The sequence below is a fragment of the Lacticaseibacillus yichunensis genome, assembly GCF_003946405.1.
In the GTDB taxonomy this organism is placed as follows: Bacteria; Bacillota; Bacilli; order Lactobacillales; family Lactobacillaceae; genus Lacticaseibacillus; species Lacticaseibacillus yichunensis.
On record NZ_RHOG01000027.1, the window covers coordinates 18219 to 40304 of the forward strand.

At 53.0% G+C, this 22086-nt stretch carries 13 protein-coding genes; all 13 read left to right on the plus strand.

Going from position 1 to position 22086, the window contains the following annotated elements; all coding sequences use genetic code 11:
• Positions 1-14: 14 nt before the first annotated feature.
• The 13 genes from EKM95_RS08710 (at position 15) to EKM95_RS08770 (ending at position 22008) form a co-directional block, all read left to right on the plus strand.
• Positions 15-1478, plus strand: coding sequence for a nicotinate phosphoribosyltransferase (locus tag EKM95_RS08710; protein WP_125697545.1), 1464 nt, complete (start codon positions 15-17; stop codon positions 1476-1478).
• Between the two features lie 33 nt (positions 1479-1511).
• On the plus strand, positions 1512-2339 hold the full coding sequence (nadE, locus tag EKM95_RS08715) for an ammonia-dependent NAD(+) synthetase (protein WP_125697547.1): 828 nt from the start codon (positions 1512-1514) through the stop codon (positions 2337-2339).
• A gap of 286 nt (positions 2340-2625) precedes the next feature.
• Positions 2626-5283 carry a cation-translocating P-type ATPase gene (locus tag EKM95_RS08720; protein WP_125697549.1) on the plus strand — a complete coding sequence of 886 codons (2658 nt, stop codon included), beginning with the start codon at positions 2626-2628 and terminating at the stop codon, positions 5281-5283.
• Positions 5284-5305: 22 nt separating this feature from the next.
• Complete coding sequence (locus EKM95_RS08725) at positions 5306-5743, plus strand: hypothetical protein (RefSeq protein ID WP_125697551.1); 438 nt, start codon at positions 5306-5308, stop codon at positions 5741-5743.
• Between the two features lie 244 nt (positions 5744-5987).
• Positions 5988-7130, plus strand: coding sequence for a CDP-glycerol glycerophosphotransferase family protein (locus EKM95_RS08730; RefSeq protein WP_125697553.1), 1143 nt, complete (start codon positions 5988-5990; stop codon positions 7128-7130).
• 19 nt (positions 7131-7149) lie between these two features.
• Entirely contained in the window at positions 7150-7548 is a 399-nt protein-coding gene (gene tagD, locus EKM95_RS08735) for a glycerol-3-phosphate cytidylyltransferase (protein ID WP_125697555.1), read from the plus strand.
• A 9-nt stretch (positions 7549-7557) separates the two neighbouring features.
• Complete coding sequence (locus EKM95_RS08740) at positions 7558-9966, plus strand: CDP-glycerol glycerophosphotransferase family protein (RefSeq protein WP_125697557.1); 2409 nt, start codon at positions 7558-7560, stop codon at positions 9964-9966.
• Positions 9947-10951 carry an XcbB/CpsF family capsular polysaccharide biosynthesis protein gene (locus EKM95_RS08745; protein ID WP_164510148.1) on the plus strand — a complete coding sequence of 335 codons (1005 nt, stop codon included), beginning with the start codon at positions 9947-9949 and terminating at the stop codon, positions 10949-10951. Before EKM95_RS08740 ends, EKM95_RS08745 begins: the two co-directional genes overlap by 20 nt.
• The gene (locus EKM95_RS08750; RefSeq protein ID WP_125697561.1) at positions 10951-12204 is read left to right on the plus strand and encodes an ATP-binding cassette domain-containing protein; all 1254 of its coding nucleotides are present in this window, start codon (positions 10951-10953) and stop codon (positions 12202-12204) included. Before EKM95_RS08745 ends, EKM95_RS08750 begins: the two co-directional genes overlap by 1 nt.
• A gap of 25 nt (positions 12205-12229) precedes the next feature.
• On the plus strand, positions 12230-13039 hold the full coding sequence (locus tag EKM95_RS08755) for an ABC transporter permease (RefSeq protein WP_125697563.1): 810 nt from the start codon (positions 12230-12232) through the stop codon (positions 13037-13039).
• Between the two features lie 107 nt (positions 13040-13146).
• A complete protein-coding gene (locus EKM95_RS08760; RefSeq protein ID WP_164510149.1) occupies positions 13147-16119 on the plus strand; it encodes an LTA synthase family protein in 2973 nt (990 codons plus the stop codon).
• Positions 16120-16276: 157 nt separating this feature from the next.
• Complete coding sequence (locus EKM95_RS08765; RefSeq protein ID WP_125697568.1) at positions 16277-19396, plus strand: glucosaminidase domain-containing protein; 3120 nt, start codon at positions 16277-16279, stop codon at positions 19394-19396.
• 257 nt (positions 19397-19653) lie between these two features.
• The gene (locus EKM95_RS08770; RefSeq protein ID WP_125697570.1) at positions 19654-22008 is read left to right on the plus strand and encodes a GH25 family lysozyme; all 2355 of its coding nucleotides are present in this window, start codon (positions 19654-19656) and stop codon (positions 22006-22008) included.
• Positions 22009-22086: the final 78 nt, after the last annotated feature.

A 22086-nucleotide genomic window follows, 5' to 3' on the forward strand; every position in this document is an offset into this window, starting at 1 on the left:
TAAGGAGAATGATCATGACGACTTATCCAGACGATGGATTAGCGCTTCATACCGATTTTTATGAACTAAATATGATGTGGACTTACTGGAAACAAGGCATTGCGGAAAAAAATGCTGTGTTTGAATGCTATTTCCGCGACCTTCCATTTGGCAGTGGCTTCGCTGTTTTTGCGGGTTTGGAGCACGTGGTCGATTACCTGACCCACCTGCAATTTTCCGAATCCGATCTGGCTTACCTGCAAACGACAACAACGTATCCGCCGGAATTCATTCAATATCTGCGCGACCTGCGCTTCACGGCCTCGGTGCGCTCGGCGGTGGAAGGCGACCTTGTCTTCAACAATGAGCCGATCTTCCAAGTCGAAGGTCCGCTGGCGCAGTGCCAACTGGTTGAAACGGCGATCTTGAACATGATCAATTATCAGACATTGGTGGCCACCAAGGCGGCGCGCATCCGCGCAGTTGTCGGCGATGACGCGCTGATGGAATTTGGCACGCGTCGCGCTCAGGAAACTGAGGCGGCGATGTGGGGCACCCGGGCAGCTTACATTGGCGGTTTCAATGCGACTTCAAACGTCCGCGCCGGCAAAGTCTTCGGGATTCCAATCTCCGGTACCCATGCGCATGCCTTGGTGCAGGCGTATCGCGATGACTACACCGCGTTCAAGGCCTATGCCGAAGCCAACCGCGATGTCACGTTCCTTGTCGACACCTATGACACCTTGCGCTCTGGCGTGCCGGCCGCGATTCGCGTGGCGCGTGAAATGGGCGATAAAATCAACTTCCAAGGCGTGCGCATCGATTCGGGCGATATGGCCTATATTTCCAAGCGCGTTCGCCAACAGCTTGATGAAGCCGGGTTCCCAGATGTGAAAATCATCGCGTCAAACGACCTGGATGAAAACACCATTCAGAACTTGAAGATGCAAGGCGCCAAGATCGATACCTGGGGCGTGGGCACCAAGGTCATCACCGCGTATGACCACCCGGCTCTGGGTGCGGTTTACAAGCTGGTCGCGATTGAGGATGAAAATGGTGAGATGGTCGACACCATCAAGCTGTCCAGCAACGCCGAAAAGGTTTCCACGCCTGGCAAAAAGCAGGTCTGGCGCATCACCCGCCACAGCAACGGCAAGTCAGAAGGCGACTGGATCGCCTTGGCGGATGAAGATCCGCGCGAACTCGACTCCCTGTATATGTTCCATCCCAATTATCCGTACATTAATAAAACCGTGACGGATTTTGACGCGCGGCCGGTGCTTCAGCCAATCTTTGATCACGGCAAGCTGGTTTATCAGTTGCCAGCGCTGACCGACATCCGCGAATTTGGGATGCACAGTGTGGATTCTTTGTGGGATGAATATACCCGCGTCCTCAATCCGCAAGATTACCCCGTCGATCTGTCGCAAAAAGCATGGGACAACAAGATGAATCTGATAAATCAGATCCGCGCGAAGGTCAACCAGCATCGCGCTTAGGTGTTGCGTCGATCATCAATGGAGGCAAATTCTATGAGAGAAAAACAAGCAGAGATCATCGCGGCCTTGCAGGTGCAGCCGACGATCGATCCGCAGACGGAGATTCGTCGCAGTGTCGATTTTCTGAAGGCGTATTTGCGGCGCTATCCTGGATTGAAGACCTATGTGCTGGGCATCTCCGGTGGCCAGGATTCCAGTTTGGCCGGGGCCTTGGCGGAACGCGCGGTGACCGAATTGCGCGCGGAAACGGGCCAGCAGGAACTTCGCTTCATCGCCGTCCGCCTGCCCTATGGCGAACAAGCGGATGAAGCGGATGCCATGGCCGCCATCGACTTCATGAAGGCCGATGAGACGATGCGCGTCAACATCAAGGCCAGTGTGGATGCCATGACGGCCGCCGTGACCGCAAATGGCCTGCAGATCTCCGATTTTAATAAAGGTAACATCAAGGCCCGTGCCCGCATGATCGCCCAGTATGCGATTGCCGGGGCGACCAATGGCGTGGTGATCGGGACAGATCATGCTGCCGAAGCTGTGACCGGTTTTTACACCAAATTCGGCGATGGCGGTGCCGATGTCACACCGCTCAGTCGGCTTGATAAGCGGCAAGGCGCCGCAATGTTGCAGGCGCTTGGCGCCCCAGCGCATCTCTATGAAAAAGCCCCGACTGCGGATCTTGAAGAGGATCGGCCGGCGCTTCCTGATGAGGTCGCATTGGGAGTCACGTACCGCCAGATCGATGACTATCTGGAAGGCAAAGACATCGAGGTGAACGCGGCCGAGACGATCGAGGGCTGGTATCAGCGCACGCAACACAAGCGCCACCTGCCGATCACAGTGTTTGATGATTTCTGGAAGTAACCGGTGCCTCTAGAAAGCCTGCAACAGGGCCAGCACGTCATATTTCCGCCGCGGCCATCTTGTGCATCCCGTGTCAGTCCGTTATAATGTCCATAACGCATAAGGGAGTAACTAGCGGTCTAACCGCGGCAACGCCACCAACTAGAGAGTTAATCTGGTGTTGTCTTAATTAGTGAGACTTATGTCTGCATGTGCAGGCATGAGTCTCTTTTTTTACCGCTAGGCGGCCCTGATGGCTAGAAAGAACGGTGGCGCAACCAAGCGACCACCCAGAGGAGGAGTTCAATTGACCGATCAACCTGTTTATGCCCAGACCCCAGAGGCCGTGGTGGCGGATGTGTCATCTGACATCGCCCGCGGCCTGACGAAAGGCGAGGCGCAGACCCGCCTGACGACCAACGGCCCCAACCGCTTGGCGCAGGGTAAACGAAAGACGCTTGCCCAGCGCTTTTTGGACCAGTTCAAGGATTTTATGATCATTGTGCTGCTGGCGGCCGCGCTGATCGCGGGGCTGGTGGTGCATGAATGGGCCGATGCCGGCATTATTTTGGCTGTGGTCATCATCAATGCAATCTTCGGTGTTTTCCAGGAAAGCAAAGCCGAAGAGGCAATCGATGCCTTACAGAAAATGGCGACGCCGAATGCCCATGTGTTGCGCGACGGCGAGGTGCTCACGATTCCGTCGAACGAATTGGTCGTGGGGGACATCGTGTTGCTTGAGGCTGGCGATGTGGTACCGGCCGACTTGCGCCTGATCGAAAGCGCGAACCTGAAGATCGAGGAGTCCGCATTGACTGGCGAATCCGTGCCAGTTGAAAAAGACACCGCGGTCATCTCGAAAAATGAAGTTGGTATCGGCGATCGCACCAACATGGCGTTCATGAATTCGAACATCACGTATGGCCGCGGCACCGGTGTCGTCGTGGCGACGGGGATGCAGACCGAGGTCGGCCGCATCGCCGGCATGATCAACTCGGCCAAAGAGACCAGCACCCCGCTTCAGGAGAACCTCAGCCAGTTGGGCAAACAGCTGACGGTGATGATCTTGATTATTGCGGCGATTGTGTTTGCCGTTGGGATGTGGCGCCAGGCAGCCAGCTTGCCGGAAATGTTTTTGACTGCGATCTCGCTGGCGGTGGCTGCGATTCCGGAAGGGTTACCCGCCATTGTCACAATCATCTTGGCCCTTGGCACGCAGAAAATGGCGAAGCGTAACGCGCTGGTCCGCAAGTTGCCTGCCGTCGAGACGCTGGGGTCCACCGATATCATTGCCTCGGATAAAACCGGCACCTTGACCCAAAACAAGATGACCGTTGAAAAGACCTGGTACGATGGCACGCTGCATGACGCGAAGGCTGGCGTTGAAGGCGCCAATCCGCTGATGCAGATCATGAATTTTGCCAACGACACCAAGATCCAAGAAAATGGCAAAATGCTCGGGGATCCGACCGAAACGGCGCTGGTCGCGTTTGGCAAGGCGCACGCCTATAACATCGACGCCGAATTGGCCAACATGCCGCGCGTGGCGGAGGTGCCGTTTGACTCCGAGCGCAAACTGATGTCGACCGTGCATGACCTCGGCGACGGGACCTTCTTCGTGGCCACAAAAGGTGCGCCGGATCAGCTGCTCAAGCGCACCACGCAGATCGTCGACGAGACCATCGTCACAGATCTGAATGAGGACCGTAAACAGGCACTGTTGACTGCGAACACCGGCATGGCCAAGCAGGCGTTGCGGGTACTCGGGATGGCTTACAAGATCATTGATGCCATTCCGGACCCAGTAAACACGGACACCATCGAGCAAGACCTGATCTTCGCCGGCTTGGTCGGCATGATCGATCCGGAACGCCCAGAAGCTGCCCAAGCGGTGGCGGAAGCCAAGGCTGCAGGCATTCGCCCGATGATGATCACTGGGGACCACCAGGATACCGCCGAGGCGATCGCCGGCCGGCTTGGAATCATTGAACCTGGCGATGACGCCGCGGTGATCACCGGGGCCGAGCTCGACCAGCAAAGTGATGCCGAATTTGAAAAAAATGTCGTGAAGTATTCCGTGTATGCCCGGGTGGCGCCAGAGCATAAGGTCCGCATCGTCAATGCCTGGCAAAAACGCGGCAAGGTCGTTGCCATGACTGGCGATGGCGTCAATGATGCGCCGGCCCTTAAAGCCGCCGACATTGGCATCGGCATGGGCATCACCGGGACGGAAGTGTCCAAGGGGGCGTCGGACATGGTGCTGGCTGACGATAACTTCAGTACCATCGTGGTCGCCGTGGAGGAAGGGCGCAAAGTCTTTTCCAACATTCAAAAGGCGATTCAGTATCTGTTGTCGGCCAACCTTGGGGAAGTCTTGACGCTGTTCATGATGACGATGCTGGGCTGGGACATCCTTGCGCCGGTCCACATTCTTTGGATCAACCTGGTGACCGATACCATTCCGGCAATCGCATTGGGCGTTGAACCGACCGAACCCGGAATCATGAAGCAAAAACCGCGTGGCCGTGCCTCGAACTTCTTCTCCGGTGGCGTCGGGCCAGCCGTGATCTGGCAGGGGATGCTGGAAGGGCTCCTGACCCTGGGTGTCTATTTTGTCGGCATTACCTGGCCGGTCCACACAGGCAGCGCCGCGATTCACGCAGACGCCTTGACCATGGCGTACGCAACGCTGGGGCTGATTCAGCTGTTCCATGCCTTCAACGTCAAGTCCATTCACCAAAGCTTATTCACAGTTGGCGCCTTCCGCAACAAGGCCTTCAACTGGGCAATCTTGGTGTCGTTCCTGCTACTGGCCGTGACCATCCTCGTGCCGGGCTTCAACTCGCTGTTCCATGTGACGAGCCTGGATGGCTTCCAGTGGGCGCTGGTGCTTGGCGCGGGCCTCTTGATGATCATCATTGTCGAGCTGGTCAAATTGGTGGAGCGCCACGTCAAAAAGGCGTAAACTTTTGGCTGGAGGTTCTGACATGAATAAAAATCAGCTCAAAATGATGCACTATGGCACCACAATCGACAAAGTGATGAAGGATACCGAAGCTCAGCAAGAGGTGCTTAGCCCATTGTTTGAGGCCTTGCGCAGTGCGATTGACGCAGGTACCGAACAGGCCTTTGATGCCGAGACCTATACTGAGACCAAGACGGCCTTCACAGCCGGCACGGCGGTGTATGCCGGGCTCAGCGACAAACTGGCGTCCTTGGCTGCCCCGGCGCGCCTGATGGGCAACCATGTGCTGCTGAAAAACACTTACGCGGATTTTGTGGCGGGCTGTCAGGCAATGACGGCCAGCCTCGGGGATGCCCCAGCGGACTTGGATGTCGCGGCCTTCAACAGTGCTGAGGCGGCCCAAGATGAAGCCACCGATAAGCTGATGAAGTACCTGCAGCGCATCTCTGCGTTAGTCTAATGTCTTTGCGAATCCATTAGCTCCGGCCGACCTTGGTGCGCGCAGTTTGCGTAGCGTCAGGGTCGGCCGGAGCTTTTTGTGTGGGAGACGTCTCCTCTTTGTGATGAGGGTGGGGCATCGGGACGCGGGGGGGTTCGGTTAAGTTTTCGCTAAAGTCTGCCGAAGCAGTAGCGCTGGCGGCCGCATTGGGCAAAGATAATGCTAGTTTCATGAAAAGTGCAGAAAGCTGGGAGCTGGGAACTGGATGTCACCATTGAAAGTCCTTCTGGCCACGACCGTGAAGGAAAGCTATTTGGGTGTGATGCGCCTGCTGCCGCCAAGTCGGCGTAAGCAAGCGACAATTGTCTATTATATGACGTTTGCGGATAATGATGCGGGGTTGATAGAGGACCTAGCCAAGCAGTTCGGCCAGGACTTTGTGGTGTTTGCCACGCCGAAAGCCGAGCCACAGGCCAGCGCGCTGGCCGCAAGCGGGGTTCATGTGGTGCTTCTCGGACGCTCAAAACTGTTGCTGCAAAACGCGATCAGTTACCTCAAACAAGCGACTGTTGTTATCACGGATGACTACTTTCCGGAGCTAGTCCTTGCAAAACAGGCCCGTGGGGTGATTCTGCTGTGGCATGCCAATGGTGCGATCAAACGCTTCGGCTGGCAGGACCCTGCCAATCGCGAGCGCCCGGCCGGTGATCAGCGCCGCTTCAAACAAGTTTACAGCCGTTACACGGACATCTTGACGGGCTCGGATACCATGGGCCAGATCTTCCAGCAGAGCTTTGCGGTGCCTGCTTCGGTGATTCGACCGATCGGGTTCCTGCGTTCAGACACGTTGGTCAACGCGGCACCAAGCGATGGCGCGCCGATCGATTTTCTCTATGCGCCGACGTATCGAGATGCGCCGGGGGAGATGCAAGAGGTGTTGCGCCAGGCCTTCGCTGTCTTCCAGCGGGTCAAGCAGCATCATTTCGTTGTGAAGCTGCATCCCTCTGTTTCGCGAGATGCGATTCTCCATTTGCCAGAAAACGTCTCAGTTACTGAGGAGAACCTGAACTCGCTGTTGGGGCGAGCTCGTGTGTTGATCACTGATTATTCTTCGGCGATCTTCGATTATCTTCTGGTGCGCGCGCATGCGCAAACGATTCTGTTTTGTCCAGACCTTTTGGCCTATCAAACGCGGCCCGGCTTGCAAGAAAGCTTTGAAAACGGGCAGCTTGGGCCGCTCACGGTTGACGGTGGACAGCTTTATGATACAATTGTTAACAGTCGATTCGGCCTTGATTCTGAGGCGACGGATGCTCTTGCAAACCGCTGGAATCAGTACAATGACGGGAATGTAAAAACACGGACCCGGCGATTGATCGACCAGTATCTGAGACTGGCAAACAGCTGAAAAGAATGGAGAAATCATTATGAAGCGTGTGATTACGTACGGAACGTTTGATCTGTTGCATTATGGCCATATTGAATTACTCAAGCGGGCTAAGGCGCTCGGGGACTATCTGATCGTGGCGCTTTCGACCGATGAGTTCAATTGGGACGACAAGCAGAAAAAAGCCTACTTCCCATACGAAAAACGCAAGCAACTGCTCGAGGCGATTCGCTATGTCGACCTGGTGATACCAGAAAATTCATGGGATCAAAAGGATAACGACATGAAACTCTATCAAGTCGATACTTTTGTGATGGGCGATGACTGGAAGGGTAAGTTCGATTTTCTCCACGAAGATACCGGGGTCGATGTGATCTACCTGCCACGGACGCCGGAGATCTCGACCACGAAGATCAAGCATGATCTGAACATGAACTAGGAGCAGAAGATGAAAACCATTGCAATTATCGGCTTCAATCTTTTTGCGCCAGGCGGCACTTCCCGCGCAAACATGAACATGATGCACGCGTTCAAAAAAGCGGGATATGCGATCACTTTCTTTAATTACCGCTCATTTACGCGCCGTGATCTGCATACTTTCCAACAGGCTCATCCGAGCTTAGCTGCGATCACCTACAAACAGTTCGAGGCACTGCGGAAAGATAATCATTTCGACTATATCTTCATTACCCGGGAGACCTTTTTCCCCATCGCCAAATACTTGCGCGGCATCGTGCCAAACGCGAATATTATCGGCGAGGTCAACACAGCTCTGCCGCTGGTCGATCTGGAAGAATTGCGGGAATTCGTTCCGTACTTCTCCTACATACGACTTGCGACCGAATCGACCCAGCAAAAGTTTGACCAATACTGTGGTTTCAATCGAACGTATGTGCAGACTGTGAGCCTGTATCACCTGAAGTTGCAAGAACAAGAGCCGTTTTTCACGAGCCATCATGATCAAGATGGCTTCGTGAACTTTTTGGTGCGCTCGCGGTTTGAGGCTTCGAAGGACATTCCGTATTCGCTGCGCTTGATGGATTATCTCGTTCATTATCTCGGTCGCCAAGAATTTCGTTTTTACATCACCGGCTATGGCCCAAGCAATCGCCTGCTTCATAACCTGGTGGAGTACTATCACCTCGAGGATAATGTCTTTATCAACGAGGAAGAGCCAACCAATTATATCTATCTGTCGACCTCGAATCTTGAATCCTTTGGCTATTCAATCGCTGAATCCATCGACGCGGGTCATACTGTTGCGATGTATGGCGGCGACGATGGTGTTGTTCAAGAGAATTTTGCGGATTTCACAGACTGTGTTTGGCTGACCAAAAACGTCGAAACAGACGCCGCGGTTTTGGCGGAGCTGGCGGATCGCCCGCATGAGCGAGCCGATTACCAACATGATCTTGAAGCCCTGAAGCGCATCGATCATGATTATGTGAAGACATTTGCCGCGCATGTGGCAGAGCCTGTACCGGCGGACGCGTTTCCACCGGCGGATGTGCCTGCGATGACCTTCTTGGATCTGCGGCAAACATTGGAGCTGAAGGTGATCAATGATGGACTGGAAAAATACCGCCATGTCTATTATCGCCTGAAGCAGGCCCCTGTGATTGGCTGGGTCGTTCGTCAGAAGTGGATCAAGAACACGGCTCAGAAGTTCTTGCGCCAATACACACGTGAGCATGATGACGAGATCGAATTGACCGGCAATGTGACCGACCAAAAGCTCTTTGTTGAATCATTCCACGGTTCCAACTTCTCTGGTGATCCCAAATATCTGGCGATTGCTTATAAAAAGACACATCCGGATGCAGAGATCTTTGTCAGCTCGCGGAACTCGCTGGTTGATATGGAGGCACGCAGTTATGGGTTCATCCCCCTTCGGACGGGGAGCCGTAATTACGTCTATCGCTTCACCCAATGCAAGTACGTGGTGATCAACGGCAACAGTCTCGACAAGGCTGGCAAATTGCCGGATCAAGTCTTCATTCAGACCTGGCATGGTTTTCCGATGAAGAAGATGGTCAATGATCTGGAAGATGAGAAGCAGCGAAAGATCGAATCCGAAGCTTTTGCGCCGCGCATGCAAAAATGGGATTACTTGACCAGCAGTTCGGCGTATAATGTCGAATTGCTTCGTTCCGCGTTTGCGCTGGACGCCAATGATCATCTTACGATTTTGGATAATGGGACACCGAAGAACGAATACTTGTTGACGCATGGTGCAGATGAAGCTGAGCGGGAGCGTCTTTTCCGCAAATACTTCAACCGTCCGTATGATGCCAACAAACATTTCGTCTTGTTCTGCCCGACCTGGCGCAAGGGCAAGCGGAAAGAAGTCTCTAAAGTCGACTTAGTTCAAGTTGTGGGGGAACTGCCGGCGAATTATGAGATCATCGTCAAACTGCATCCGAATGAAGGGTCGTTGCGGAAACAATACAGTGACCTGGATCCGCGTATTCATTGTTTCTACAATGAATTAGTCGATATTCAGGAATTGTACATTCTCTCTGATATCCTGATCTCGGATTACTCCTCGGCGATCTTCGACTTCGCGTTGCTAAACAAAAAGATCATCGTCCTGCAGGAGGATGAGGATCAATATGCACAGACAATCGGCTGGTATTTCGATATCAAAAAGGAATGTAAGTTAGAGGGGCATGCCTACACGAGCACTGAGCTCGCGGACGAAATTTTGAATGATGACGGAGATCGCACTTATGATCACCTCATAAAGGAGCGTCTACTAACTAATGAGTCTATGGGATCGAGCCAAGAGATATGGCGCACAGTCATTGAGCAAAGCAGTCAAGTCGAACGACCCGTCAATGACGATCAGCCAGACTGATACAACTGAGCTCAATTTTGATTGGGAAGCGGATAAGATCGTTGTCAAAACGGGTTCGGAGACGAATCTGCTGCAATTAGCGCGCCGCGACCCACATATCAAAAGCGCCTATCAGCAGCTGTTGAGTAAGGATTACATCTTTTATATGCATAGTTTAGGCAAGAGTTACTTCATTCGCCGGGCGCTGATCAAGACCATTTGGAAGCGAACGGACCTGGTCCAATACGGGGATACCTTTTACACCGTGACACCGGTGGCCCCGAATAAGGTCAATCAGCTGGCCCCACTGCGGCTGTGTGTGATTTTCTCCTCGATGCCAGGGCCTAAGGAATATTACTCGCCGAATGTGGCGGAACGGATGTTTGTACAAAATTATCCGTCTTTGGCCAAACACTTGGTGAAGAATACCTTAATTTTGCGCATCATGGATCTTAATCGGAATTTCGGCACGTATTATATGAACACGGAGAACTACCCCACCTTTGAGGATGATGTTCAAGGCATCATTCTTCAGGTGATGGCCGACCATGACATCGATGCGGATGACGTGGTGCTTTACGGCGGTTCAAAAGGTGGCTCCGGGGCACTTTATCACAGTATCTTGGGTAATTATCATGCGGTCGTAGTCGATCCGATTTTTTCCCAGACGAATTATTGGCAGGGCGACCATGATGTGCATTTCACCCAAGGCTATTTGCCTGAGAAGTTGCTTGCGACCTATCAAGCGGCCTTGACTGCATATCCGAACACACGCGAAAAAACGATCATCGGCACGCCTCAGGTCCGCGTCAACTATGACGAGTATCTGAAACTTGACTCACCGCTGGTCCATATTTATCACGTCTTCGACGATCACATCCAAAAACACCCGGATGTCTCTGCCAATAGCACAATCGAGCAAGTCACACTCATGAATCAGTATCTGCTCAGCTCACCGAACTTGCTGAAGTTACAGGCGGCTGAGGATCAACGCTTTATGAAGTAATGGAATCACAAGGAGGCAACATTTTGGATACTCCCGTTAAAGTCAGAGTCAAGGAGATCACCAAAGAGTTCGAGATGTATAAAACGCGCTCGGACAAGATCAAAGCATTATTGACACCGGGCCGCTCGAAGGTCCCAACATTTTGGGCCTTGAAAGGGGTGTCGTTTGAAGCCCATGCCGGCGAGGCGCTTGGGTTGATCGGCATCAACGGCTCCGGCAAATCAACGGTCTCAAATGTGATCTCGGGCATCATTCCGCCAACATCCGGCGAGCTTGAGGTCAACGGGGATGTCTCCATCATCGCGATCGGGGCAGGGCTCAAGGCTCAATTGACCGGACTGCAAAACATCCGGGTGAAGGCGTTAATGTCTGGCCTGACCAATAAGGAGATCGACCAGATCATTCAAGATGTGATCGACTTTGCGGATATTGGCGATTTCATTAATCAGCCGGTGAAGAATTATTCCAGTGGGATGCGGTCTCGGCTGGGATTTGCGATCGCGATTCACCAAAAGCCCGATATCCTGATCGTCGATGAAGCCCTGTCTGTTGGGGACCAGACCTTCTACGAGAAGTGTATGGAAAAGATGATGCAGTTCAAGGCGGAAGGCAAGACAATCATCTTTGTCAGCCATGCCCTGAATCAGGTCGAAACATTCTGTGATCGCGTGGTCTGGATGCATTACGGTGATGTGCGTGAACAAGGGGACACGGCAACGGTTCTCGATCATTACCGGGAATTTACGACCCGCTTCAATAAGTTGTCGGCGACAGAAAAGAAAGCCTATCAGGCCCAGAAAAAAGAGGACCAGAAGGATTTTTCGCTTGAAGAACTGCAAACGCGTGATGCAAACGACGTGACGCCAGCGCAGGCGAGCAAGATCTTTCAGCGCAATCGGGTCGGCGACAAGATGAGCTTCAGCATGATCGTGATCATGCTGGCAATGCTTGTGGCGTTGTTCTTCGCGGCGCGGTGGTCGGTGCGGACGCTGGACCATCAGCAGGTGGTCGAGCAGGCCGCAACTGCGCAGCTGGCCGCGACACGGGCGGCTGAGTACAGGGAAAAAACGGCGCTCAGCACGCCAAACGGGCAGTACAAGATCAAAGCCGAACATAAGGTGACAGCCGATGACACGCTGGCGGATCTCGCAACTAAGTATGATGTTTCCGCTGCGCGGCTGAAGGCGGCCAATGATCTGAAAGACGACACATTGACAACGGGACGCATCATCTACATTCCATACGATGATTAACATCGAGAAGATTTGAGGGTTGAGTTTGAAAGACGTATTTATTGTTTTACGCGAACAATTTACTAATCTTGGGATGATCGTGCGGGTGTCCCGTTATGACGATAAGGCGACTTATCAGAGCCACTATCTGGGCCTGATTTGGCAGATCCTAAACCCAATCATACAAGTGGGGGTCTACTACCTCATCTTTGGGATGGGCCTCTATGGTGGCCGAGAAGTGGAAGGGGTCCCTTTCATTGCTTGGATGATGTTAGGGCTGACCTGTTGGTTCTATATGTCTGCGACAATGCTGGGCACGTCGCAGAGCATCTACCGCCAATTATACTTAGTCTCAAAAATGAATTTTCCAGTCAGCACCTTGCCCAGTGTGAATATCGTCAGCAATCTGACCAGTTTCTGGGCCATGCTTGCGGTCACGATGCTCACAATCTTCTCACTGGGATTGCCCGTTTCGGTCCGCTGGTTCCAAGTCATCTACTTCTTTTTCTGCATGATTGTCTTCATGTTTGCACTTGGAATCTTTAGCGCGACAATGACAGTACTGATTCGCGACTATCACATGGTCCTTCAATCGGTGATTCGGTTGCTGCTTTACTTGTCAGGCGCAGTCTGGAACATCCGGACCACGGCCTTGCCGCCAAAGGTCAACGCAATCTTGCAACTTGACCCGGTCTTTTACGTCATCGACGGGTTCCGCAAATCGCTATTCAATGGTAGCTGGTTCTGGCAACATCCGGTCGACATGGCGATCTTTTGGCTGATCACACTGTTGTTGTTGTTCATCGGGTGCCACCTGCATATCAAGTTCCGAGCCCGGTTCGTCGACCTGGCTTAATATTCGGGGACGGGAAGCCGTCCTTTTTTCTTAGTCCGGATCTGAAACATATGGAGAATGTAGTGAACATGGGAGAAAAAGTGCGTTTTAGGTTTCGACGTGATGTGTTGAGCTGGTTATTACTGCTGGGGTTGCTGTATGTTTTCAATCTTTGCCAGCTGACTGTGGGTTCGCTGGGACAGCTCAATGGGGCAAATGTTGGCAAGGTCTTATCCTGGCAATCATTTTCATTCTGGATGGCACGCGATGGGTTCATGACTCTCAAGGCGCTGATTTTTATCTACCTTGGGGCAACGATCGGCGCCCATCGTCTGCGGACGAATGCGTTGGTCAAGACTTGGCTCAGCGCGATTGCGATCTTGCTCACGCTTAGCCTTGTTGCCATGACGCTGAATTACGAGGTCGGTGGCGCACGGGTCTTTGATTCGCTATTCATCGTGTCCCGCAATGCCTTTCCGATGGTCACGGGCCTGCTGATCTTTGTGGCGCTGGCGCCCTACCTGACGCGCTTACTAGAAAGGCCGGCCGGCGTGATTGCGTACCTCGCGATTCTGGTATTTCCGTTGATCGGCAACCATGATCTATTTCTGTGGGGCAACGGCATTTCCCTGCGCGGCGTGATTTTGCTGTGCACCGCTGGGTTGCTGGTTCGCCGTATTCAAAAATACTGGCAGGCGCTGGCTTTGATCGGCACTTGGCTGATCGGGGCACTAATGACGGCGTACATGGGGTGGTTCTCTAGCAGTTACCATGGCGATCTGGCGACGATGGCGCGGTTTATCGGCATCGGCTCACCGTTTGTGATTCTGCCAGCGGTCGGCCTTGCCTATTTGCTAATGCGAGGCACCGCGTCTACTAACCAGGCACCGCTTGGCTTTCACCGCTTGGCTGTGCCGATCAGTCTGGCCACCATTGTGTTGACGACTGCCATTCCATTTCAAGAGACACTGCGCAAACTGCTGGATGGCAGTTCGATGACCGTGAGTTCGAACAACATTGGCAATCTGATGTTGTGGGCACTGGAGATCTCTGGCGTGGGGCTGGTTGTCGGGGGCCTGCTTGGCGCAATGGTCAGCGCCTCAAAAACGGTTGCGCTGGCTGATCGGCGGTGGGGGAATGCAACCCTGCTTGTCGCGCTTGAAGACGTCTGGACCCATCTTGGACTATTCAGCAAACGGTTCTGGCACCAATATCGGCATGGCATTGTGGCGACCTGCGTGATCGCAATTTTGCAGGCCATTGCGGTGTTGAGCACGCATCAGTCCCTGCAGATGGATAATCTGATGCAGACGCCGCACATGTCGATCTTCTGGTTCACCTTTATCTTGCGCTTTTTGACGATCTTCTTTTCCAGTGCGATCATCTTGCTCGTTTTCTGGTTCATTCTCGCGGTGACAGATCGATATTGGTTGTCGCTGATCACGGTCTCCGCGGTCTCGATCGTATTGTCCATTGCGACTAACATCAAGATCGGGGCGCGCTCTGAACCGATCATTCCAGCCGACCTTGCCGAAATCACCTCGCTTGGTGAGCTCTTGCAGATGGTCAGCCCGGTGTTGTTGGCCGTTGTAGCGGTCGGGTTAGTCGTGCTGATCGGGCTTATCATTGTGTTGGAACGCAAACATGGGTGGTATCACAGCCCTTGGTATGTGCGCATCTGGCGAATCGCGCTGCCGATCGTTTTTTTCCTTGGCTTTCAAAATGCCGGTCACCCGCAGACCCCGATGCATAATCTTTTGATCAACTTCAACACGTATCGCTCCTTCTCAAACCAGTTGCTTGCATCGCAAGAAAATGGGCCATACCTGCAATTCGCTTACAACATCGATGTTGTCGTGATGGCGAAGCCTAAAGGATATTCAAAGGCGGCTGTGACACGAATCTATGAAAAATACAAGGCGCTTGCGAGCTCGCTAAATCAGACCCGCACCAATTCGCTGAAGGACCAGACCTTCATCTTCAACTTGAGCGAAGCCTTCTCCGATCCCCAGCACGTGCCAGAACTGAAGCTGAACGAGGACCCAATCAGCAAGATTCGGGCGTTGGCCGACACGACAACCTATGGCTACATGATGAGTTACGGCTATGGTGGTGGGACGGCCAATATGGAATTTGAATCCTTGACCGGCCTGTCGCTGGGCAACTTTGATACCCGGCTGTCCTCGCCGTATTCCCAGCTTGTCGAGAACCTGAAGACGGTGCCGAACATCAGCCAAGGGTTCGATTATTCCAGCGCCGTCCATCCGTTTGTGGGCACGTTCTACAATCGCATCGGCGTCTATAAGAAGTTCGGGCTGAACAAGTTTGTGTATCAGGGCAGTGGCTATAAGATCATTGATCAGAAAAAATACGGCAGCAACAAATATCTGTCCGACAAGACCGCCTATGCCAATGCGCTCAAGCAACTCAAAGCGCGTGATGGTGGCCAGTTCCTCAACCTGATCACGATTCAGAATCATTACCCTTATCCAACTGGTATGTATCCGGATAATCAATTTTCCGCTAGTGGTAGTCCGTTCAGTGACGAAAGCAAGACGCAGATCGCGACCTATGCAAAAGGTTTGCATTATACGGATAATGAGGTCGTGAAGTTTATGGCCGCCCTTGATAAGATCGACAAACCCATCACCTGGGTCTTTTACGGGGATCATTTGCCGGCAAGTATCTATGATGCGGTCATGGGTCCGAAGACTTCCGTGCAGATGCATGAGACTGTGTACTTTGTCTATAGCAACAAGTATGCAAGGGCGCATGGCGCAAAGAGTAAGCTGACGACACGGCCGTTTGCCGGGACCAACGACTTCATCGCGATGGCGTTGACTCAGGCAAATGTGAAGGTCAACGCGTACACCGCGCTGTTGACCGAGGTCGAGCAGCAGCTGCCAACGCCGTGGATCAAGATCGAAAATAGCCTCGATAGCAGTACCTATGGCATGCGCTTTATCAATAATAACGGGTCGTTGGTACATTATGAGGCCCTGACGAAGGCGCAAAAACAGCTACTCAACGATTATCAGATCATTCAATATGACATTACGGTTGGCAAACAATACAGTCAACAGCTGGGGATGCATCCGTAATATTCGGGATACCTGTCAATTTTGACAGGTATTTTTTTAACTTTTTGTTGGCTTGAACCCCCAAGGCGTGCTACGCTAGCAATAAGCAAATATTCGTGAAAACTTTAACTTTTATTGTGGTTTAACGAATACATCCTATTACCTGGAGGACAAGGGATTGACGATCAATCGACACAAGTACATTTTGACCAGTTTTGTGGCCGGCACGATCGCAGTGATCGGACTGCAAATGGGCACGCCCGGCAAAATGGTTCATGCCGCGGACGACTCGTCGGCCACCGTCCGGACGATGATGGCGGCGGCGCGGACGTTGCCGCAGACGATCAATGATTATATTACAGCTTATAACATCAAACCGGTGGGCGTGACCAAGGAATGGCATACCTTCGAAATGTTTCATTACGGGACCTCTGATCAGCTGCCAAATGGAATCGTTTTTCACTACACGGCCAACGCGACTAATTTCAGCGCGAGAAGTGAAGCGGATTACGAGATCAACGGCGGGTGGGTGAATGCGTTCGTACACACGTTCATTGATGCGAAAACCATCTTGAACATCCACGACCCCAATTACGGGGATTGGGGGGCGGGTCCATATGCCAACCAGCGCTTCGTGCAGTTTGAGCTGGTCACAGCGCGTAACCGGGATGAATTCGCCCGGTCGATCGCCAATGCGGCGTATTATACAGCCTTAATGCATTTTCAGTATGGCTGGTTTCCAAGTTTGGCCAGCGCCTCTGCGGGCAAAAGCGGCTCCATCTGGACGCACCATGATGTGACGAACTATCTGGGCGGCACTGACCACACGGATCCGGACGCGTATTTGGCGCAGTGGGGCTATTCGACCAGCGCGTTTTTGGCTGAAGTGAAAAAGCTGTTACCAACCGTGGGCGAGAAATCAGTTGCAACGGTGACGGCTAATACGAAGGCGAACCTGACCAATAAAGCCAAGTGGCCGTTTTATGCCGTGAGTGGCTCGACCATCAGCCTTGGCACTGGAAGCGCGCAGTATTTCCGGGGGAATAGCTACACCGCAACGAAGATCCTGACTGGTGCAGACGGCCGCTATTTCGTCGGTCTGACGAACGGCGGCGCGACTATTTGGGCGGATGCCCGAGATCTGACGTTCAATGACCCTATCGCTTCAACGACGGATGTCAGTGGAACAATCAAGACGGCGGCGAACACCCCGACGTATGCGGTCACCCAAAGCGGATATACGCTGAAGACGCAGAAAGCCACCAGTGACACGGTGGCCGTGGCGCGCCGCTACACTTTGGACAGCGGCAAGGTCCTTTATCAAACCGTCGATGGGCGGGTCGTCGAGGGGACCCAATTTACCGCTACCACCGCGGTGATTCCAACGAAAACAACGGCTGAAAAAGTGGCCGCGTTTTATCTGAAGTGGGCGGATGGCGACGTTTATCAGCAAAGCGGCACGCGCCTGATTCCTGTGGCTGGCAGTGTGGCGACGGCCGCAGCCAAAGCCAAGGGCGCGCGCGTTGTGCTCACCAAGATGGCAGTCGGCCCGGATCGCGAACGTTATCAACAATTCACCTACAACAGCAAGGTCTACTGGGTCAATAGTCGTGACACGATCACAGATAACCCGCTTGTTGATAAGACATCCCTTGCGCAGCAGGTAACTTACGGCGCTGGGAGCAGCATCTTCAACATCGGCGCTTCGGGTTATGCCAATGTTTCCGCGACGACCACGGGCGAGACGGCGACCGCCACCGCTGTCGCAACAATGAACAGTGGGTTCACGCTGTATCAGATTCCAAACGTCGGCTGGGTCGCCGCAGATCCGGTGGCAACGGAAATGACCGCCACGCAACAAACAGTTAATGCGACCGGCATTTTCCGCGTGGCGCCGACCCGCGACATCTATGTGGCGGCGCAGGGCGGCTTGGCAAGAGCTGGAAACAGCGCCACGATTCGTGCGGCGATCACGGGTGATAAATTCAAGACCACTAAGCTGATCACCACCACAAAAGGCGAGCGATACTTTGCAATCACTTACAAAGGACGTGAGTGGTGGGTCAGTGGCCATGATCTCGTTTTTGCTAATCCACTCCAAACCACACAGACCGTTGATGTGCCGCTTCAACTCTCGGCCGGTGCCAGTCTGATGGATGTTGGCCACAGTGGCTACATGAACATCGGCCTTTTGACGAAAACACAGAAGGTGACGGCGACCCGTATCGCTGTTTTGAAGAGCGGCTTTACGCTTTACTATGTGCCGGCACTTGGCTGGGTCGGTGGGAATCCAGTTTCCTCTTCAACCATCTCCTCGACCGCGGCATCTGGCGTCACGGCGATCTTCCGCACAATTCCTGAACAGCCGGTCTATGTGCAGACGGGCAAGACCTTTGTTCCAGCGGAGGGCAAAGCCTTGCTTGCGGCACAGAAATTGTTCGGCAAGACGATCAAGACCAGTGCCTTGGCTATCACTCAGGATGGTCAGCGCTGGTTCAAGATCTCAGCAAGCGGTTATACCGTGTGGCTCAATGGCATCGATTTCATTGTTGCCAATCGCCCGAAACAAACGGTGACCGTCAACACCTTGGTCCGCTATGCCGCAGGGACAAGTATCTTTAGCGTTGGCCCATCTGGTTACGTGAATCTCAACAGGACGACCAGCGGCGCAACAGTCACGGCGACCAAGCGCGTCACCTTGATGACCGGGCTTCAGTTCTATTACGTCACGGGCATCGGGTGGGTCTGCGCAACTCCTGTGACACCGACCTTGTCGATGTACGATGCAGCGCCGATCACGGTGCCAAGTAACCTTTATGGCGTCAACACGACACCGCTCACGGCGGCTCAGCGCACGTTTTTGAAAACACTGATCAGCTATGCGGTGCCGATTGCTCAGCAAGCCCAACTGTATCCATCAGTGATGCTTGCCCAGGCGATCACAGAATCCGGCTGGGGGAGTAGTACGCTTGCAAAGGGCGCGAATAACTTGTTTGGAATCAAAGCGGATGCGACGTGGAAAGGCGCGGTCTATTCGACCAAGACCCAGGAAGTGATCAACGGCCAAACCGTGACGGTGACTGCGAAGTTCCGCCGTTATTCGACGCTCGGTGATTCACTGCGCGATTACGCGGCGAAGATTCGGACCAACTATCCGGGATTGTGGCGCGAAAATGCCGCGACCGCACAGATCGCGACGCAGGGGCTGACGCGCTACGCGACTGCTGTGAATTACCCGCAGACGATTTACAGCAAGATTGTCACCTACCGCTTCAACCTACTTGATTCGGTTAAGTAGTGTGTGTGGTTTGTCAAAAAAAGCACACGCTCCAGGGCGTCTTCACGTTATCAAATGGGCCGATATAGGTTGTCTTTTTCAAAAGGAAAGCGCTTGCACATCATGTGGGGCGCTTTTTTCGTCGGCGGGCAGGTTGACAACCAACAGTTCAAATTGATACAAAGGACCTATTAAATCTTGAAAACCCGCGATTGTTGGCTGTGGTATCATCAAGACAGAACTCGGTCCGTGCATGGATCAGACAGGGGGATCGCTTCATGACAGACAATGTAATCAAACGCGCCGCGAAACCACCGGTACGCCTGCGCGACTCGCGTCCATTGACCTCGACGGTACTTGCGGTGTCAATGCTCGGCGGGGCCGTGCTTGGCACCAGCCAGACACAGCAAGCACACGCCGAAGACGCGGTGCCTGCTGCACAACAGGTCGCTCAACAAAGTGGCTCCCCACTTGCCGGCAACAAGATTCAACTCACCCCGACTCCGACAGAGGCGACCGTTGCTTCTGGTACGGTGATCAACAGCCACAGTAACCTCACACCGGCTAATAGTTTTGCCTATGTGATTCAGGACAACGGCGATGCACAGGCCGCAGAAAAGGTGACGCTCACTCCCTTTAGCGATGATGCGAAGGTCGACACGATTCTTGAACCGGCGGGCCTGACCCCCGCGCAATCAGACAGCTGGCTGGTTAAAGCCAAGGCCGCCGCAACAGAAGATTATCTCAAGACCGGCCGCGAACAAAAAATCGTTCGGCTCGCGGCGACGGTCCCCACGATCATCATCGGGTCGACCTCGATTCCGGCCGTCTCCGCCATCGATGTTTCCAGCTACCAAAGTTGGATGAAACAAAGTGATTACAACCAGCTGAAAAAACTGGGCGTGAACGCTGTCGTTGTCAAGACAACGGAAAGCACGACTTATCTGAACCCCGCTGCATCAAATCAGATCAAGTACGCAAAGGCTGCCGGCATGCATGTGTCGGTCTATCATTACGCCCACTTCACTACGAACAGTGAGGCAGTCAGCGAAGCTAAACAGACTGCAGCCGGTTTAGTCAAGCTTGGTTTGGCGAAAAATACGCTGATCTTTGCCGATATGGAAGAGCCAGACACGATTTTTATCAGCGGTGTTCAGGCAAATTTGAATCAATACTGGACGACGCTCAGAAGTCTTGGGTATACCAACTTCGGGTTGTATACCTCGGCGGGCTATTCCAGTACCGCCGCAATGGTGGCGACCGTTGGCGAGGCCCGTACCTGGGTCGCGGATTATCCAATCAATCCTTCTAAAAATAGCATGTTGCATGACAATTACGGCGCGTGGCAGTTTGCCTCGGATGGGCGGCTCTCCAGTGCCTCACCAGACAATCAGGTCTTAGACATCTCTCATGATTACAACGGGTTGCTGGTCGGAACATACGATGGCAAGCCACTTGAAACAGCAATCAATTACGGCAAGTACGTGACGGTGACCAGCAGTAAGGGTTCGATCTGGTGGAATTTTGCGTGGGACGAACGGGAAAAGGTCGCATCATACACCGACCAGACGCTATATGCCAAGTATATTTATTACACCTCAAATGGGTCGACCTATTATTCGCTGTACGACCGAGATGGCCAGTCGGTCGGTTATATCAACACGGCGCTGACAAAGACTGCTGATGGCAGTCAAGGCATCGGCTTTGGCCTTGATAAGTATGTGCGGGTGACGAGCAGTACCAGCACGGCTTGGGCGAACTTTACCGGCACCGCGTTGAGCAGCACGAAAAGTCTTTATCAGCGGACCTACCATGCCCGGTATATGTTCAAGGCGTTTAACGGGGGGACTTATTATTCGCTTTACACCGAGAACAATAAGTGGGTCGGCTATGTAAATTCTGTGTTGACGGCGGATGTCGCAGGCCCACAAGGCAGTGCGTTTGAATACGGCCGCTATGTCACGGTGGCGACGGCTAACGGAGCGCTGTGGAAGAGTTTTGACTGGGTGAAGAGTGCTAACTCATCCAGTTTTTACCGCGATACGCTGTATGCCAAATACATCTATCACCATGCAAACGGCAGTGATTATCTATCCCTGTATAACGGCAATGGCACCTGGGTCGGGTATATTAACTCGGCCAGTGTTGACCTCGCGACAGGACCCTGGGGTACAGGGACGGACTTCAATCGCTACGTGACGGTCACGAAAGATAGTGGTTCGATCTGGAGCAGTTTCAATTGGGTCAAAAAAATCGCGATGGCCGACGTCTATGGTCAGACCTATCGCGCACGTTATGTGTATCATCATTACAACGGCAGCGATTATTACGCGCTGTATGATAAAAATGGTAAGTTTGCTGGGTACATCAACAGCGCCTGCACGACCGAGGCAAACGGACCATATGGAACCGGTGTGAAGTTTGACAAACGGGTGACGATCACTGGCGAAAATGGTACGGTCTGGTCGAGTTTTAACTGGATCGCCAAAGCCACCACGCGGTCACTTGTCGGTGATAGCTTCATCGCGAAATACGCGTACGGTCATTATAATGAGTCGACTTACTACTCGTTATACGATGATGACGGCAACTGGTTTGGCTATATCAACAGCAGTTTGACCACTCGTCCTTAATTAGTGGATACTGAATATTTGTAAGTGCCTTGTTTTCATGGGAACCGTTCCGTTACTGTCGTATAATGAATGCAGAGG